The organism is Sediminibacterium sp. TEGAF015 (assembly GCF_025997995.1).
In the GTDB taxonomy this organism is placed as follows: Bacteria; Bacteroidota; Bacteroidia; order Chitinophagales; family Chitinophagaceae; genus Sediminibacterium.
Genome location: NZ_AP026683.1, coordinates 474,395 through 490,921, shown reverse-complemented (window position 1 = coordinate 490,921; position 16,527 = coordinate 474,395). Strand labels below are relative to the sequence as shown.

Annotated in this window: 9 protein-coding genes; 4 read left to right on the top strand and 5 right to left on the bottom strand. The window is 38.0% G+C overall.

Features of this window, described 5'->3' with window-relative positions:
- Window positions 1-13 precede the first annotated feature (13 nt).
- Window positions 14-1,942, bottom strand: coding sequence for a TonB-dependent receptor plug domain-containing protein (locus TEGAF0_RS02230; RefSeq protein WP_264899705.1), 1,929 nt, complete (start codon window positions 1,940-1,942; stop codon window positions 14-16).
- Window positions 1,943-2,440: 498 nt separating this feature from the next.
- Here TEGAF0_RS02230 and TEGAF0_RS02225 point away from each other — a divergent pair, with 498 nt between their 5' ends.
- Window positions 2,441-7,552 carry a beta strand repeat-containing protein gene (locus TEGAF0_RS02225; protein ID WP_264899703.1) on the top strand — a complete coding sequence of 1,704 codons (5,112 nt, stop codon included), beginning with the start codon at window positions 2,441-2,443 and terminating at the stop codon, window positions 7,550-7,552.
- Window positions 7,553-8,093: 541 nt separating this feature from the next.
- Window positions 8,094-8,585, top strand: coding sequence for a hypothetical protein (locus tag TEGAF0_RS02220; protein WP_264899702.1), 492 nt, complete (start codon window positions 8,094-8,096; stop codon window positions 8,583-8,585).
- 42 nt (window positions 8,586-8,627) lie between these two features.
- Here the strand turns inward: TEGAF0_RS02220 and TEGAF0_RS02215 are convergent, their stop codons facing one another.
- Window positions 8,628-11,018, bottom strand: a complete 2,391-nt coding sequence (locus TEGAF0_RS02215) for a hypothetical protein (RefSeq protein WP_264899701.1) — start codon at window positions 11,016-11,018, stop codon at window positions 8,628-8,630.
- Window positions 11,019-11,112: 94 nt separating this feature from the next.
- On the opposite strand from TEGAF0_RS02215, the gene TEGAF0_RS02210 reads away from it, so the two are divergent.
- Both TEGAF0_RS02210 and TEGAF0_RS02205 read left to right on the top strand, forming a co-directional pair.
- The gene (locus tag TEGAF0_RS02210) at window positions 11,113-11,586 is read left to right on the top strand and encodes a 23S rRNA (pseudouridine(1915)-N(3))-methyltransferase RlmH (RefSeq protein WP_264899700.1); all 474 of its coding nucleotides are present in this window, start codon (window positions 11,113-11,115) and stop codon (window positions 11,584-11,586) included.
- A gap of 13 nt (window positions 11,587-11,599) precedes the next feature.
- Window positions 11,600-12,244 (top strand): rhomboid family intramembrane serine protease, encoded by a 645-nt coding sequence (locus TEGAF0_RS02205; RefSeq protein WP_264899699.1) that lies wholly within the window; start codon window positions 11,600-11,602, stop codon window positions 12,242-12,244.
- 62 nt (window positions 12,245-12,306) lie between these two features.
- On the opposite strand, the gene tilS is transcribed toward TEGAF0_RS02205, so the two are convergent.
- Genes tilS through TEGAF0_RS02190 form a run of 3 tightly spaced genes read right to left on the bottom strand, consistent with a single transcriptional unit; the run spans window position 12,307 to window position 16,507 of the window.
- Complete coding sequence (tilS, locus tag TEGAF0_RS02200) at window positions 12,307-13,674, bottom strand: tRNA lysidine(34) synthetase TilS (protein WP_264899698.1); 1,368 nt, start codon at window positions 13,672-13,674, stop codon at window positions 12,307-12,309.
- Between the two features lie 2 nt (window positions 13,675-13,676).
- Complete coding sequence (locus TEGAF0_RS02195) at window positions 13,677-14,027, bottom strand: hypothetical protein (RefSeq protein ID WP_264899697.1); 351 nt, start codon at window positions 14,025-14,027, stop codon at window positions 13,677-13,679.
- Between the two features lie 11 nt (window positions 14,028-14,038).
- Window positions 14,039-16,507, bottom strand: coding sequence for a penicillin acylase family protein (locus TEGAF0_RS02190; RefSeq protein WP_264899695.1), 2,469 nt, complete (start codon window positions 16,505-16,507; stop codon window positions 14,039-14,041).
- Between the last annotated feature and the right edge of the window lie 20 nt (window positions 16,508-16,527).

Below are 16,527 nucleotides of genomic sequence, written 5' to 3'. Positions count from 1 at the left end.
GCGAGTAGTATATTTAGAAAATAAATCTAAATCCTCCTTGCAACCATCTGCCTGGCAAAGGTGTTCCTACAAAATCATTGATAGATTGATTCAATAGATTGTCTGCTTGTAAAAACAAAACATGCTTTACTTTATTGAAATACAAATTGACTTTGGAATTCATTACAAAATATTCGCTACTCAATGGTACTAGCAGTGCATTGCCGTTTTGAGTAGCCCTGCTTTTATACAACCCTGTAAAGCTTATATCTAAATTTTTGACTTTGATACCAGTGGAAAAATTGGCAAGAAATTTAGGTGCAGAGGAAAGATAAAAACTCAATGGCCCTTGCTTACTTTCTGTATTCAACCAAATTAATCCTGCTTTTAATCGAATAGCATTTTGTTCGTTCAATTTTTTCTCCAGCATATAATCCAGTTCCAATCCCGAAACGGTAATACGATTCTGATTTTTCGCAAGGAAATAATTTCCATTCACCACTAGGTTTTCTTTTCGCGGCATGTCTGCATAAGCAGTAAGGGACCAGTCAATCAAGTCTCTACTATCTCTACTAAATAAACTGAATGACCACTTACCAAATGAATTCGGCTGCCAATCGATTCCCAATTCGTAATTCATACTTCTTTCTGCAGACAAATTGGGATTCCCAATTGATCCGCTTCTTACCCCGGTTCTATTATAGTTATTATATAGTTCAGTAAAGTCTGCATTACGATATGCATAACCAGCACTGGCTCTGAATTGTAATTGATTCAATTGGTAAGAAAGATTTACTTGTGGCACCAGCATCCAACCTGCATTCTCTGTATGTTCAGTTCGCAAAGATGCATTCGTATTGAAACGGCTTGTAAAAGCATGTTGGACTATACCATAAACAGCGAACTGATTTACAGTATGTCTGCCTCTATCGTTGGAACGAATATTCCTTCCAATGTATTGAGCCCCCAAAGAGAATTTGGTTTGCTCTGTTGCCATTCTGGTATAAACCGAGTTAAATTGAAAGAGATTAGAAAAGCTAGAGTTCGCAGAAGAAACCGAACTAAAACGATAATTGTCTTCTGTATTTTTAAACCCTGCATAAATGGCCAGTTGATCTTTATTCTTCTGATAATTCGCATTGAATTGATTCCAGAAAATTTTTACTTTTTCAACTGCAGTATCCGAAACAAATGAAGTATAAAAATTTTGTGCCGCAAATTCTCTTTCATTGTACGCCGATCTAAAAGAAGTTTGCCAGTTATTTTTCTGCTTACTCAAAGCAAATGAAAACGCATCTTCTTGCATATATCCGTTGATACCTCTTTGCTTTGGTCCATCGGCACGATTCCTCAAAGCAGAAATTTGTAAGTGATGGGTGGGATTAGAAACGCTGTAATATCCAGAACTACTCAATAATCCGAAATCTCCGCCAGCTGCTTGTATAATCCCCCTCTTGCCTTCAACTTTCTGTTTTGCAAAACTTTTAGTTGTGATATAGATTACTCCCCCAACGGCATCAGAACCAAAAATTCCGGAAGATGCCCCTTTTAAAATTTCAATTCTCTCAATCTCATCTAAAACAACCGGTATATATCCACTAAAATGTCCAGTGTTGGGATCGTTTAATCTTAGACCATCTAGAATAACCAATACTTGTTGAAAAGTACCTCCACGCATACTAATATCACTTTGTGCTCCTAGTGCACCTCTAGTTTGTACATCAATCCCTGGTAAAAAGCGCAAAAGCTCGTCGGGAGTTCTTACTGGAAGTTGCGCAATATCTTTTGCAGTAATTACCGTAATATTTCTTCCAGTTTTGGAAGCCCTCGTTTCAATTGACGAACTAGTAACTGTAATGGGATCTAAAGGGGTTGAGGTTTGCTTTGAAGACATTACCGCTTGTTGTGCAGTAGTCTGACTAAAAATTGTAGTCGCTATGGCAAAGAATGTTATTTTTCTCAAGGGGTTTGTTTTGGATGGCAAATCTATGGGCTAAATCCAAATCTGCATAAAAATCACAATTGATGACTAAACTTTGACAAAAGATGCTGATTAAAAGAAAATTAAAAAAGTTATCCACATTTTAAAAGGCGCAGAATCTGGGGTATTTAAGTCAAAGTTTGGCCTTCATTTGTTAAAACGGATTGTCTGATTTTAACACTGTTTTTCATAAAATATTGAATTTTAGTTATTTATATGCTAAAAATTCGCAAAAAGCTACCAAGTCTTTGGTATTTATTATAAAAAAATCTGCTTTGAAAAATTTGTTGCAATAAGAAAACATGATTCCCAATTTTGGAAACCCCTAAAAATTGATATCAAATGCGGAATAGCTTACAATAAAGAGAACATATTAGCTAATTTTACCACAAATGCGCGTATACTTGAGCTATCCGTATCCCCCTAACTGCTTATGATTCAAGCACGGCATTTTAAAATTATTCATTAAAAACTAGGCTCATGAAATCAAAAATTTTACTCAAAATTTTGATGCCCCTTTTTCTCTTGTTGACTGGATTTAATCTGGTGGCGCAGACGATTACTCCTACTGGTAGTATTACTGCGTTTACTGCAACGTATCCTTCAGAATCTGGTGAACAATCGTTTACTTTTACTGCTGCAGGATTGACTGCATCCAGCCCAATTACGATTACAGCCCCAACCAATTTTCAGGTATCCCTAAGTACTGGAACTGGATTTGGAAATTCTGTAGTTGTTACCACAGATGTATCGGGTGATGTAACACCTGCTGTTCAAATCTTTGTAAAAATGGTAGGGGGATTGAACGTTGCAACAATTACAGGTGGAAACATAACTTTAGTTGAAGGTGCCACTAATACAACTGTTGCGATTCCCAATAGTACAGTTAATCCCAAAACATTAACCATTAATGGCTTAACCGGTTCTAACAAGACTTATGATGCAACGAACTCTGCATCATTCACTGGAACTGCAGCTTTAAACGGTGTTGAACTTGGAGATGTTGGAAATGTAACTTTAGCCGGATCCGGTTCTGCAACTTTTGCTAATGCAAATGTTGGTACTGCTAAAGCAATCACTGTTACAGGCTACTCGATTACAGGTTCTGCTGCGGGTAATTACTCTCTCTCTCAACCTACTGGTTTAACAGCTGACATCACTGCAAAAGGTCTTACCATCTCTGGTGTGACTGCTTCTAATAAAGTATACAATGCTAATACAACTGCTACCTTAACAGGTACTGCAACCTTAGTGGGTGTTGAAAGTGGTGATGTAGTAACGGTTTCTGGTGGCTCTGGTACTTTTGCTTCTGCCAATGTTGGAACTGGTATCGCAGTGACTGTAACTGGTTACACCCTTGGTGGTGCACAAGCTGCAAACTATACTGTTTCTCAACCTACTGGTTTAACTGCTGATATTACTGCAAAAGGTCTTACCATCTCTGGTATAACTGCTTCTAATAAAGTATACAACGCAAATACAACAGCTACTTTAACAGGTACTGCAACCTTAGTGGGTGTTGAAAGTGGTGATGTAGTAACGGTTTCTGGTGGCTCTGGAACATTTGCTTCTGCTAATGCTGGAACTGGTATCGCAGTAACTGTAACTGGTTACACCCTTGGTGGTGCACAAGCTGCCAACTATACTGTTTCTCAACCTACTGGCTTAACTGCTGATATCACTGCTAAAGGTTTAACTATCTCTGGTGTAACCGCTTCTAATAAAGTCTATAACGCAAATACAACAGCTACCTTAACAGGTACTGCAACCTTAGTGGGTGTTGAAAGTGGTGATGTAGTAACGGTTTCTGGTGGCTCTGGTACTTTTGCTTCTGCCAATGTTGGAACTGGTATCGCAGTAACTGTAACTGGTTACACCCTTGGTGGTGCACAAGCAGCCAACTACACCGTATCTCAACCTACTGGTTTAACTGCTGACATCACTGCAAAAGGTCTTACCATCTCTGGTGTGACTGCTTCTAATAAAGTATACAATGCTAATACAACTGCTACCTTAACAGGTACTGCAACCTTAGTGGGTGTTGAAAGTGGTGATGTAGTAACGGTTTCTGGTGGCTCTGGTACTTTTGCTTCTGCCAATGTTGGAACTGGTATCGCAGTAACTGTAACTGGTTACACCCTTGGTGGTGCACAAGCTGCAAACTACACCGTATCTCAACCTACTGGTTTAACTGCTGACATCACTGCAAAAGGTCTTACCATCTCTGGTGTATCTGCTTCTAATAAAGTGTATGACGCTAACACAACTGCTACCCTAACAGGCACAGCTACTTTAGTAGGTGTTGAAAGTGGTGATGTGGTAACAGTTTCTGGTGGTACGGGTGCTTTTGCTAATGCAAATGTTGGTACTGCTAAAGCCGTAACCATAACTGGTTATACACTTGGTGGTGCACAAGCTGCAAACTATACAGTAACTCAACCTACTGGCTTAACTGCTGACATCACTGCAGTTGGTCTTACGATCACCGGTGTATCTGCTTCTAATAAAGTATATAACGCAAATACCTCTGCAACCTTAACAGGCACTGCAACACTAGTAGGTGTTTTAGTTGCTGATGCAGGTAATGTAACAGTAGCTGGCGGCACTGGAACTTTTGCTGATGCAAACGTTGGTACTGCAAAAGCGGTAACTGTTACTGGATATACATTGTCTGGTTCTGCTGCTGGTAACTATACAGTATCTCAACCTACTGGTTTAACCGCTGATATCACTGCAAAGGGTTTAACCATTTCTGGTGTAACTGCTTCTAATAAAGTGTATGACGCTAACACAACAGCTACCCTAACAGGTACAGCTACATTAGTAGGTGTTGAAAGTGGCGACGTTGTAACTGTTTCTGGTGGTACAGGTACCTTTGCTAATGCAAACGTTGGTAATGCTAAAGCTGTAACTGTAACTGGTTACGCCCTCGCTGGAGCACAAGCTGCAAACTACACTGTATCTCAACCTACTGGTTTAACCGCTAACATCACTCCTGCTTCATTAACTATTACTGCTGATAACGTGTCAAAAGTATATGGAGTGACTTTGGTAAGTGCATTCGGTATGACTACCTTTACTTCTACAGGTTTAGTTAACAGCGAAACAATCGGTTCTGTAACCATCGTTTATGGTACAGGTGCTACACCTAATAGCCCTGTAGGCGTTAATACTGGAACTGTAGTTCCAAGCGCTGCAACCGGTGGTACTTTCACAGCTTCTAACTATACTATAACTTATGTAAACGGAAACATTACTGTTACTCCTGCTCCATTAACTATTACTGCAAATGGTGTTACCAAGCAACACGGTGATGTAATTCCAACACCAGCCACTGGTGTTACAGCCTTTACTGCAACAGGTTTGGTTAACTGGGAAACCATTGGTTCTGTTACCATGACTTATGGTACAGGGGCTGCAGCTTTAGATCCTATCGCTGTAAATACGAATACGGTTGTTCCAAGTGCAGCAACAGGTGGAACTTTCACCGCTTCTAACTATACTATTACTTATGTACCTGCTAACTTAACAGTAGTAGTAAGTACCAATGCGTTTTTAAGCAACTTGGTTGCTTCTACAGGTGCATTGAATACACCATTCAATAAGTTTGACTTAGATTATGACACTTATGTGTTAACTGCTATTAATAGCTTCACCGTTACTCCTACTGTTGAAAATCAATTTGCAACCATCCAGGCAAGAATTGATACAGGCATGGGACCTGGTGCTTATGTTCCATTAACCAGTGGTGTAGCAAGTGCTCCTTTCCTAATTAGAGAAGGGGACAATATCATAGAAATCCTAGTAACCGCTGAAGACGGTACTACTCAATTAAACTACAGAATCCTTTATCGTCGTGAGTCTTCTTTTGTTAGCGGCGGTGGCGGCGGTGGTTTAGAAAGTAAGAGCCTAGGTGATGCTATCGCTCAGCGTGTATTGAACAATGCCATCAACGATATGAATGGTGCGGTTGATTACAATAAGCTCCCAGTTATTGAGCCAGTACAAGGAACCATTCGTTCTACAAGTACCAATAGCTTATTTAGCTTACAGTTGGCTAGTATCATGCCTGACTTGTCAAGCAGAGGTTACAAAGCTTATAACAGCTCTCCTGTAGACATTGTAAGCTTTACGAATGCAAAAGAAGTATTTGCAGTTGACTATGTAAATACCAATAAAGAAACCAAGGCCGTTGCATTCACAACCAAGACTTTGGGTGAACTATACGATCACACTAAGCCTATCTGTGATAGATTAAAAGGCGCCACTTTATTAGATGTTGAGTCTGTAAAAATTGATGGTTACGACTTTATCAATTACAAAATCAGAAATGATAAAGGAAACCTTGAATATGCAACAGCATTCACAGTTGGTGCAAAAGCAGGTAGAAACAACTTCAACCTTCAGAGTGCGTTCTTGACAACAAGCTATGTTAACGAAGATCAGATGTACAACTTCCAGATCTGGGCTGCTTCTCCAAATATCGTAAACGATATGGTGAAGGAAGTATTGGCTAAATTGAAAGATGTTGCTCCGGTAAATCAAACAATTGTAAACGCAACTCCTGATACTTATATCGAATCAGGCAAGCGTGAAGGTGCTAACTTGAATTTGGTAATCAAGAACGGTACAGCTGCTACTACAGGCTTCTTCAAGTTCGAAGACAGATCTAATGAATCTTCTACAGGTATTGTTACTCGTAATGTACCATTCACAGTAAAAGCAAACGGAACTTCTACTATTGTTGTTCCAGTTGGAGATAAATACGAAAGTTCTATCTCAATGTTCTTAAACGGTGATGTAAAAGACAACCTTTATATGTCTGATGGTACTTGGGCTATCGATTACAATAGAAATACGACCAGCGTTAGTTCATTCAATGTTACAAATGATGCGAAGCGAGTAATTTCTGCAAACGAATACCCAGTATTAAGAAACGTGGAAGTAAAAGCAAACAGTTCTGACTTTGTTTCCTTATTCAAGCTATTAAAAGCTGGCGGTATGGAAGCTGATTTAACTGGATATACAGGTCTTAAGTTTACTGCTGCAGGTGGTTACAACTTAAGAGTTACCATGATCCAGAATGGAATTGCAGAATGGAAAAACCAATACACTACTGATATCAGATTAGGTTCTGGTCAGCAAGAATACTTTATTCCTTTCAGCCAATTCAAGTCTGCTGCTTCTACCAAGAACATTGATCCAAAAGACGTTACTACCCTAGTATTTACTGTAGAAGTAAATGCAGGAAGAAACAGTCCAGTTGCGTCAACTTTCAGCAACATCAGCTTTACTAAAGAGAAACCTGCAATTAATACAACAATACAGGAAGAGAAAACCATTCAGGTATTCCCTAACCCTGTAACCGACAATGTATTTACTGCAAGCTTTGTAAGCCCAGTTGCTGGTGAATTCACCATGAAGATTAATGATGGTACTGGACGCTCAATCTTCACTAAACAAGTGAACGTTGTTAAAGGACCAAATGCGGTTCCAGTAAGATTAAATACTGGTGTGATTGGCACTCATTTCTTAACACTAGAAGGTAAAAACGTTAAGTTCGCTCCTACTACTGTTGTGATTGTGAAGTAATCCAACTGAGAATATATTCAACCAAAGCCCCGTCCAATTGGACGGGGCTTTTTTATTTAGAACGGGTCAAGGCCACAGGTCACTAGACAGGTTAACTGAAATTTGCATGTTAGTGTAAGGATGAGACATTGTATTGTTTATAAGCTAGTGGCATATTTCAAAAACTATTGTCAGGTCTCAAATTCAGAGAAATGAAGAATTAAATAGGAGTATTTGAAGAATTATTAATACTACCAATCAGCTTTAGGGGCAATAATTCAATGCAAGACTACTGAACTTTACAATTGATTTTTACCCTATTGACACTATGATTCTAATCTCTTCATTATTTGTTGGGATAGCCAGCTTTTTGCTTATATTCTTATTAAGTAAGTATAAGGAAACCAAACGGCTATTGATTTTTGTATACACAATCATAAGCCTAGTGCTTTTTGCCAGCCAATACTATTTTAGATATGGTGAACATTCTGGAATAAACAGGTTAGCATTTTTTGTAGCAAACGGATCTCTATTAATTCTAGGTCCTTTGCTTTTTTTATTCGTGAAGAATTTTTTCACGCATAAATCTATCGACATCAAAAAGCAATGGCCTCTTATAATTCCATTTGTAGCCTACGCTTTAACCATTATCGTGTTTTACAGGGAGTTAGCAGAGCCCAACTATTCAATATATACTGCACTGGTATGTCTGGCACATTTGATTTTCCACCTTTTTTATGCCCTATACTTAGTTATAAGAGAAGACGCAGAACATCCTGAAAACTTTGAACACGAAGTAGCTACACTCGCATCACTTGTATATCTGTTTTTATTGTTTCAATGTTACTTTGCCATTTTATATGGTCTATTTCTTTACAAGAATATTAAATACCAAACGGTACTCAACTTATTCTGGAACGACGACACAAAATATCAATTAGACAGTATTAATAATGGAGCCTATTCCTTAGTAATATTAGTTATGATAACAGGTGTTTTATTGGGAATCAGTCGAATCAGAAAAATCAATTTTCGTAATAAACAGCTTCAATAATATTTGTCATTGAAGCTGTTTACAATAGTTTTATTGATTTGATTATTCTAAAATCCTTTCTACTCTTGTCATTTTACCACTTGCATTAAACCCTTCTAAAACAATTTTTAGTTTTGTTGATACATCGTTGTTATAGAATTCTATGGGGTAACGAGGAGATTTTTTGTTGGTTATTATATAAGGATTCCAATACAATGTATTCCTTGTATCAGGTTCAAATGCAACAGTAGTTTTATCATATATTGGATTGTAGAATTCTTTAAAAGTAGAATAACCACTCAATAAAGTACTTTCTAATCCTTTTACATTTTGTGACCCCTTGGAAGTCCCTCCTTTTTTTGTATAAATTACAATAGCTCCACTCCCTCCACCTGCACCAGTACCAAAAAATGGCGGTCTAAATACTTTAAGATAAGCAATATCGGCTATCGGAATATTGGCAACCATTGGAATATCTGATCTCAACTCGTTTAAATAAATATCTGGCATACCTCCTCTCCAAGTTAATGAAGCACTCGGTCCTGTACCAGTAACTTGTAATCCTGCCACTCGTCCTTGAAGAAAAGTAAAAATATCTAATGCTGCAACTGTTCCATCCGTTAAATCAAAACTATATCCATTCATTCCTGAGAAAAGTCCAGAGGAGTAAGTTTCATCTAATATTTCAAGTTTACTTTTAGTTCTGGTCTTTACTACTACTTCGGATAGCGAAGCAGATGCCATTAATTTTCTTAATTTTTCTTGTTCTGTAAGGTAGAAATTCATTCTTGCAATAGCCATTGAATCTATACCCCCCCATACTGGCGGAATGGCACCTAATCCTACTTTAGCTCCATTCTCTTTTCTCAATAATCCGTTTTCAATTTTAACCTGAGTTGCTCCACTCAACTTAGAATTATTATTGAATCCGTAATACACTTTTACCGTATCATAAAAGAAAATGCCAGGCTGTTCAAAATTACCATTTGCATCAATGGCTGCGAATTGAAGGGTTTTACTGCTGTCTTTGGCTGCCAATACAAAATTCAGTTGCTGATCTTTAACCATTACTGGTTTAATACCAAATACAGAGCCTTTCAGGGACATGTATTCCGTTTCTGGCATGTATTTCAATTGTGGTCCAATTCCCTCCTTCAATTTTTCCCAGTTAATTTTCCTCCAGCCATTGGTCATCATAACCAGATCTAACCTGTTCATGATACTATCCGCATCACTTTGAAAATAATAAGAAGGATTATGAACGTATCCTTTGATTTCACTTGCCAGAAGGAAATTAGAAAAAATGGAATGAGGATCATTGGTATTGGCGTTGGCATCAATTACCGCAACTGACATATTGGTCATAGTAGTGTCTGAAACGAAAATGTCAAACTTATTCAATGCACGCTTCCCTAAATTGGTTACGATGGGATTGATTTTGGCATTAAAATCATGGGTATGGTTGTTTATAAAAACAATACGCTCAGCAACAGGAATCCAATCTGCAGTAAATAAGGTAAACTGCACTATTCCTGTAGGCAATTCATCAATGGGAATTTCTGCTCGCTGATAATTCCTTTCCGACATTTTCAATCCCACTTTATACAGTAGAGACTGGTTCATATGAACCAGCAAATTCATTTGCTTAAAGTTAGCTGAAGCAGGCTCTGACCTTTCAAATTGAAGAAATGCTTTTTCATTATTGGTTCTAACGGTCAACACTACCCCTTCTTTCTTTATGTCTTTAATAGGCGTTGTTCCTGTTCTTCCGTATTCATCTGTCCAGTTTAACTGGTATTGCTGACCAGGCAAGGGTTTCAGAACAAACAGGCCCATGCCATCATGTTGTACTTTTAAGCTATCAAGAACTTTTTTCTGTGCATCAATCAAAACTCCTTTAATTTTCACAGGCAACCCAATTTGATTAATCGCTTTAAAAGCCACCCGAGAATTCACTCCCTCCACCAACGAACCGCTTTCGGGAAAAATATCAACTCTAGTTGGAGAAGGCATTCTGCCAAGAACTACATTCCCTCCATTAATTGGTATATTTTTTTGAAATAAATAGGCTGGGTCATCATTGAGCATCCACCTGGTAAATGCTTTTACATGTAAAAATCCACCACTGTATTTTGCAGGAATTTCGAAACTTCCTCTTGCAGTAGATTGAAACAACGGAGCTACTGTTTGTTTTATTAAAGTTCCGGTTGTATCATACCATTCAACATACAAGTTTTTACTGAGCATACTGGGCTCATTAGCTGCTAACAAATAGACTTTATAAAAGAGTGTATCTCCGGTATTATAGACTGGCCTATCAAAATGGATATGTATTTTTTCTTTAGGGAAGCCCTCTGCGTACACACTCATCATAGAATCAATTTGTTGCGCTTTTAGCGAAGTCCCTATCCCCCAAAAAAGTAAACAAACGATGCTGAAAATAAATTTTCTCATTAAAAAGCAATTTGTATGTAATATACTTTGAGTTTAGAAAAGTACAAAAGCCATGCCAATTGGTTTTCCCGGAAATTGTACTTACTTTCAAACTATGAAACTACGCCTGATTTCAGTTGGCAAGGCCAATGAATCTTATGTTAGCGAAGGAATTGATGATTTTACCAAAAGAATCAATAAATATTTCAAAACTGACTGGCATATTATTGCCCCTCCCAAGAATGCAGCCAGTTTGCCCGAAAACGAATTAAAAAAAGCAGAAGCCGCACTCATTTTAAACCTCATAGACAAAGACGATTACCTTGTTTTATTAGATGAAAGAGGTAAAAGCTTCAGTTCTCCGCAACTGGCCAAGTTTATTGAACAAAGAACAAATGAAAGTTGTAAACAAATTGTGTTTTTGATTGGTGGGGCTTTCGGGGTTGAGCATTCCGTTACACAGCGCGCTCAGACAGTATGGAGTTTATCTGCGTTGGTATTCCCCCATATGCTGGTTAGGCTGATTCTTGCGGAACAATTGTATAGAGCTTGTACAATAATAAAAAACGAAAAATACCATCATATTTAATTTACCGGTTACCATGTTAACTATAACACTCAGCATCATCTTATTAACCAGTGTCATTTCTTTCACTGGGTTTTCCAACCAAAAAGTATTGGATGATTTAATCTTTTATCCTCCAGCCATCACCAACAGAAATCAATGGTATCGATTTATAACAAGTGGATTGATACATGCAGACATCATGCACTTACTGTTCAATATGTATTCCTTTTATCTATTTGGAGATTTGGTAGAAAAAACCTTCGTTCAAATCTTTGATGAGTCTGGAAAAATCATTTACCTAATGCTTTATATCGTTTCACTAATTGTCTGTTTACTTCCTACTTACTTTAATAACCAGAATAATTATCATTACAGAAGTTTAGGTGCATCAGGTGCAGTTTCGGCAGTGATTTTTGCAGGCATATTCTTATATCCTACTATGGGCATGGGTATCTTCCCGATTCCATTTCATATTCCCGGATTTATATTCGGACCCTTGTACCTGATTTTATCTGCTTATCTGGCAAAGAAGGGGCATGGAAATATTAATCACTCAGCACATATTTGGGGTGCTGTTTTCGGTATTGTATTTCTACTAATCACCACCACTTTTTTAAGTAAATTCAACGCTTTTGAGAATTTTGCAAATTCCATTAAAAGCTACTTGAGCGTCTATTAATCTTTATTTAAGGTCTATTGAATTTACCTAAAGGTCTTTTTATTTTTTTTGGTCGGGGGATTTTAACCGGCGGTAAATGTAATCGCTAATTGCTTAGAGGTAGTGGCCAAACATCTAAAGCGATGATCAATTCTTTTCCCCAGCACGGCAATAATTTTATTGTCTGACTCCAGAATCCAAACCTTTTCCTTTTCTGTTTTACTCAATTTAAGATCGATCAGGAACTTAGCTATTTTCTTTTTCTTTGTCATCCCCAATGGATAAAAGTAATCGCCTGCTTTCCACTTGCGAAGCAACAATGGAAACTTTACAGCTTGTGCATCCAGATACTCAATAATTGTAGCGTCATTAGGGGGAGAATGACCATCTTGCAAGGAAGACGAATGTTCCTGACCTAAAGAAAGTTCAAGTTTTCCGTCAGAAAAATGAATAACTCCGGGCTGGTCTATCAAAATATTGACCGCCGCCTCATTTGCAAGCGGTGCAATAATCATCCAATTCCGGTTTTTAATAATCCGATGCGAATCAGATTGAATATAACTACTATTCTCTGAAGAAAGCAATTTGACTACTTCTGGAATCTGATCAGCTGAAAAGTGAAAAGGCGCAATAATTTCCCAGGTAATGGTATGAAGGGGATTCAACTTTTGCCAGCGCAATACCGGTATATGACACTCATTGCCTTTCCAATGCAATAGCTTTTTCAATTGCCCTTCTACTGCCTGATTATACAAAATTGCTGCTTCAGAAAACCGACTAAGATTGGCGTGAAGGTTCTGTTCTACCCTTGGAAAAACTTTTTTAACTGAAGGAAGAAGCTGGTTTCTGAAAAAATTTCTTGTGTAATCATCAGTATCGTTGGAAGAGTCTTTTACAAATTCAATGGAATTGTGAAAGGCAAATTCTTCTATCTCTTCTCTAAAATAAGGCAACAAAGGTCTGATGATTTTTTTTTCGCTGTGAATAGGCACAATACCTTTTAATCCTTCAAGTCCGGTTCCTCTGAAAAACTGCATCGCACTGGTTTCAATGGCATCATTGGCATGATGCGCAGTGATTACCCAGCTTTCAGCTAATTCATCGTTATCCTTTCTTAACTGATCAAACCAATCATAACGTATATTTCTTGCAGCTACTTGTGTAGACAAACCAGAAGCTTCCTTATACTGTTGGGTATCTATTCGTTTAATCCAGCATTTGATAGAATGCTTTTTACAAAAGGTTGCAACAAATGCTTCATCTCTGTTACTCTCTTCCCCTCTTAGTTGATAGTTAACATGTGCTACGCAAAAATCAATACCCGTATATTGCAAGAGTACAGCCAGCACAGTGCTGTCTGCTCCCCCACTCATGGCAAGTAAAAAAGGGCGACCAGGTTTTTGTAACCAGGCAAAATGCGAATGCCAATGATGCTGAAATCGTGCTAACAAGATTAAGATGATTTCTTTAAATAGGCTCCTGTTAAAGCAGCAAAGCCGCTGATCAAGCCTCCAATAATTCCGGTAATTAAAATCAGCATAATATAAGAGCCCCCCAATGGTAATATCTGCGATACTTTGGTAGAGAGGATATGCTCATTGGCAGCATCTTTTATGATAGCCATAATCACCCACAATAAAAATAAACCTAGGAATCCACTCAAAAAGGATTTACCCGGCGATTGCGGAATAACAGCGGCTACAACAAAAGAACTGATAGCAAATATCCACCAGGGAAACTGAGTAAATAATCCAGCCACAAATGCCAGTAAAGCCGTTAGTAATATGGATACTATGAATTTCATACAATTAAATTTTATGCTTTGGTAAATGTCATTAACCACTTGATACGCTTATGGGTTGGTGCGTCTTTTAAGTGTAGAAACAGAATAGGGTAATATTTTCCGGTTGCCCAATAATCAATAAATGTATCATAATACTTACTACCGGGATTACCATTTTGCCCACCAGGATAAACACCATACGCTTCTATTTCATCAGTCATATGCACAATCATTCTCCAACTTGGACCATGGGTTTCCGTAGTGGCATTGATGATATGTCTTCCTCCGCCAATAGGTAAATGCAGTGCACTTAAAGGTTTTATTTTAAGCAAATGACTCACCCGCGTATCCTTAAATGCTGCCCAGCCTAACTTCCCTTCTTTGTCTGCTTTTTGTAAAACGACTGTTGCTTTTTTAATCGCTTCCATTACGGCATCCGAAATTGTTTCTACTTTGTTCTTTGTTTTTATATTATCAGCAAAAGAGTATAAGCTATCTCGCTGTAAACTTTCCAGTAGTGTTATTTCATCAGGCCATCCTATATTGGTAGTGGCACCAGCAAATTCATCGCCCCAGATACTGGTTTCCAAACTATCCCAGAGTACATTAAATACAGTAGCTCCTTTTTCGTTTACATCGCTTACCAGGTTCCAGCTGTTCATGATATCCAGGTATTTCTTTTCATCTGAAGTGAGCGCTGGTTGATTGACATATTTCATGATTACCGGTCTGGCCATTTCAGCAAATACATTGTAATTATCCATTTGCAGTTTCTGAATATCCTGCGCAGTAGCATTGGAGAGCGCCGTTAGTTTGCGATTAATGATTACTCCTCTGTAAACAGGGAAATTGGAAGCTGCACCTAAATAATAAGGATAGGTTTTATCTGTTGATTTTTGATTGGCACTGCTTACAAATCCCCTTTCCGGATTTTTAATCATGGGATTTTCATTGGTAGGAATATATCCCTGCCATGCATAAGTACTGTCCTGACCAGGTAAAATAAAATCACCCTGTCTATACCATCTGGCAACAAAATTAGCCTGTTGCTTTAAGGCAATATCCCCAGTCTTGGAAGCAAAAGCAAAGTTTTGCCCTGTTGTATTCCAATGGGATATGGCTTCTAAATAATCTTCATAATTCTTGGCATGATTTAATTTATAAAATGCGAGCAATCCACTGCCCCCATCATGTGCTGTCCATCTCAGTGCCAAATTTTTTCCACCTGTACCGGTATTTTTATAATGATGGTCATACATGGTTGGACCAAAAACAGTCATAGCAATATTTTCAATCACATTCGCACTATCTTTCACTTTGATAGTCTCCGTTCTTTTCTCTGCTTTTACCCATTGACCATTGTACCAGTATTCATTTAAAGTTGAGTCTTTAAATTTCATTTCATAATAATCTAATACATCTCTTCCGGCATTGGTTACCCCCCAAGCAATACTGTCATTAAAACCAATAATAACTGCAGGAGAGCCTGGAAAACTTGCACCATAGGTTCTATGTGTTGGAGTAGAAATTTGCACTTCAAACCATAAAGAAGGCAGGTTTAAGCCCAGGTGTGGATCGTTCGCCAAAATGGGTCTTCCCGATTTTGTTTTACTTCCGCCTACAACCCAGTTATTGCTACCGTTGCTTTTATTGGGAACAAAAGGAGCCATAGCGGTTGAACTTCCAGTGGTATCGCCTAAATAGGCAGTTTGAACGTCTGTTGGTGGCACCACTTTTATAGCTGGTTTTGCATAAACTGTACCTTTAGGAATAATGGGATCCAGCGAATCCTGTACATCAGTAAACAAGCGATCAAAATCTTTATAGCCAAAATAGTTTCTGGCATTGCTCATCTGTAAATCGGTTACAGCTCCTCTTCCTGTTAAATCATAGGACATAAACATTTGGAACAAATAGGTTTTCAAAGATGTCCAAGCTTCGGGTTTATAATCTAATAACTTATATTCAAAGGGTATTTCCTCGGGCTTTAACTGGGCAATATAAGCGTTAACTCCTTTCGCATATGAGTCAATTGCCGATTGCATTTCAGGGTTATTTTTTTCCACGAATGCTTTCGTTTTCTCAGCACCATATACCATTCCTAATCTTCTGAAAAATTGGTCTGTAGGTATTCTTTCCTTGCCCACGATTTCACTTAATCTACCAGCTGCTACATGGGTTTGAAATTCCATTTGCCAAAGTCTAAACTTGGCATGCAGGTAACCCTGCACATAATAGGCATCATTGTCTTCATCCGCATAAATATGAGGAACCAAACGATCATCAATATATACTTCTACTTTACCCTGAAGATCTTTTATTACAACATTTTCATTGTAGTTGGTTTCAGTAGATTCGGCATTTTGCCAGAAACCATGTTGGGGCGATAAGAAATATCCCAATCTAGGTGTTTTACTTCCACCCACAGAAAGCTGGGTATTGAATAAATGAATAGCACCCCAGGTTAAGAGTGCTGAAACAAGCAATGGAACTATTCTCATAGTAAATATTTAAAGTCTCA

What these genes read in the sequence shown, in the direction of transcription:
- TEGAF0_RS02190 (WP_264899695.1), bottom strand. Translation starts at nt 16,507, where the DNA reads ATGAGAATAGTTCCATTGCTTGTTTCAGCACTCTTAACCTGGGGTGCT.
- TEGAF0_RS02225 (WP_264899703.1), top strand. Translation starts at nt 2,441, where the DNA reads ATGAAATCAAAAATTTTACTCAAAATTTTGATGCCCCTTTTTCTCTTG.
- TEGAF0_RS02195 (WP_264899697.1), bottom strand. Translation starts at nt 14,027, where the DNA reads ATGAAATTCATAGTATCCATATTACTAACGGCTTTACTGGCATTTGTG.
- TEGAF0_RS02210 (WP_264899700.1), top strand. Translation starts at nt 11,113, where the DNA reads ATGAAACTACGCCTGATTTCAGTTGGCAAGGCCAATGAATCTTATGTT.
- TEGAF0_RS02205 (WP_264899699.1), top strand. Translation starts at nt 11,600, where the DNA reads ATGTTAACTATAACACTCAGCATCATCTTATTAACCAGTGTCATTTCT.
- TEGAF0_RS02215 (WP_264899701.1), bottom strand. Translation starts at nt 11,018, where the DNA reads ATGAGAAAATTTATTTTCAGCATCGTTTGTTTACTTTTTTGGGGGATA.